Source organism: Vibrio sp. Vb0349, from assembly GCF_033338975.1.
Genome location: NZ_JAWOTS010000152.1, coordinates 1 through 1540, shown reverse-complemented (window position 1 = coordinate 1540; position 1540 = coordinate 1). Strand labels below are relative to the sequence as shown.

Sequence of the window (1540 nt, the reverse complement as noted above, 5' to 3'; positions counted from 1 at the left end):
GGACAAACACCACTGAGCTTTATGAAGCATCGAACCTTACTGTAAGGTCAGCAGTTGGACAATTTACTGTTTGTGATCGACCAGGATCAACTCATCTAGCACAAAGCCTTTCTCTTTGGCGACTCGCTTAAATCGCTCCACCGTCGCCTTATCGACATTTGGTTTCCGAGAAAGTAGCCACAAGTAATCATGGTTAAAACCTGAGATAAAGGCATACTCATAGTTTTCTCCTAGCTCGAACACAATGTACGAGGAATAGAACGGGCCAAAAAATGAAACTTTAAGATGGCCGATGTTTTCATCTCCAACGAAATACGCTTTGCCTTCGGCTTGTGTCCACTTTTTATCTTCTTGCGAATAACCACGGTTGATAACCGTGACACCACCGTCTTCACGCAATTCGTATTCAGCCGTAACGTTAGAGAGGCCGCGCTCAAAGGAATGATCCAGTCGAGCGATTTCATACCATTTACCGAGGTAGGGTTGGAGTGCAAAGTTGTTTACAGGCTCAACATCATCTGGTTTTGACGTACAACCAAACAACGCGATCAAACATAACAACATCCATGCTTTTATAGATTTCATTTTTAACTCCAATAGCGATTACTCATTGATTTTACTCTATAAGATTGAAAATCGATCACAGACGAAAGATTTTAGAATCTCCGCAAGCCAACCCTTGTTCCTGATAACCTTGCAAAGCTTCAAAAACATTGAAATGACTGACGACAATAACTTTGTCATATTGTCTGTACCTTTCCAAAACCGCCATCGTTCGTGCTTTTAACGCTGGCACATGCTCATAGCGCTCGTCGCTCATCGGCAGTCTTAGTTTTAGCAACTCGCGATATTCGTGCCAACGCCGGTCTCGCTCAGCCAACGAAATATAACCACCAGCAGTATCCGCCCGCCACTCTCTCAGATCGTGTTCGACAAACAATTCAAATCCATGACGACGGTTAAGGATCTCCGCCGTTTGGAGCGCTCTCGTATATGGTGAACAAATAATAGCCTGCGCATCATCGAATACGGCGTTGGTAAGCTTTTGATGAAGTTCCGATAAATACGCTCGATCTAATGGCGCGTAATCTTTCTCTAACTGCGTCATGCATCTTTCATCAGCTAATGAAAAATCTGGCACGCCATGTCGCACAAAAATAATTTCCATCTATTTGTTTTTTCTTAGCTTTTACTTATTTTATAGTTTTTCGAGATAAGCTTGTGCTTTTTTCGGGTTAGTCAAATGAACAAATTGAATGGGTGAGCCGCTCAATTCACGTTTCAGTTGAAGATATTTTCGTCGTCGTTTTGCGTAGTTTTTAATAGACCATAATACGATGGAGTCTTTTGTGAACAGTCGATACAGACTTTCTCTGTTACCAGTCCCTTCCCACAGCTCTTGCTTTGTGTAAATACGTGTGAGTGCACGTTTGATCGCTCGATAAAACGTCACCGTTCTTGAATAGTCCAACCAAATGATCGTGTCGACGTCTTGCCACTTTATGCCTTCAGTTCGAGAATAGTTTCCATCCAAAACCCA

The 1540-nt window shown here is 42.6% G+C and carries 2 protein-coding genes and 1 pseudogene; all 3 read right to left on the bottom strand.

Going from position 1 to position 1540, the window contains the following annotated elements; genetic code table 11:
• Window positions 1-63: 63 nt before the first annotated feature.
• The gene (locus R7Q47_RS24080) at window positions 64-585 is read right to left on the bottom strand and encodes a lipocalin family protein (RefSeq protein WP_318089701.1); all 522 of its coding nucleotides are present in this window, start codon (window positions 583-585) and stop codon (window positions 64-66) included.
• Window positions 586-640: 55 nt separating this feature from the next.
• The gene (locus R7Q47_RS24075; protein WP_318089698.1) at window positions 641-1168 is read right to left on the bottom strand and encodes a histidine phosphatase family protein; all 528 of its coding nucleotides are present in this window, start codon (window positions 1166-1168) and stop codon (window positions 641-643) included.
• A 30-nt stretch (window positions 1169-1198) separates the two neighbouring features.
• Window positions 1199-1540: pseudogene (locus R7Q47_RS24070) on the bottom strand (adenylate kinase); the annotation flags it as partial.

Coding starts and splice junctions, on each gene's coding strand:
- R7Q47_RS24080 (WP_318089701.1), bottom strand. CDS start 585: ATGAAATCTATAAAAGCATGGATGTTGTTATGTTTGATCGCGTTGTTT.
- R7Q47_RS24075 (WP_318089698.1), bottom strand. CDS start 1,168: ATGGAAATTATTTTTGTGCGACATGGCGTGCCAGATTTTTCATTAGCT.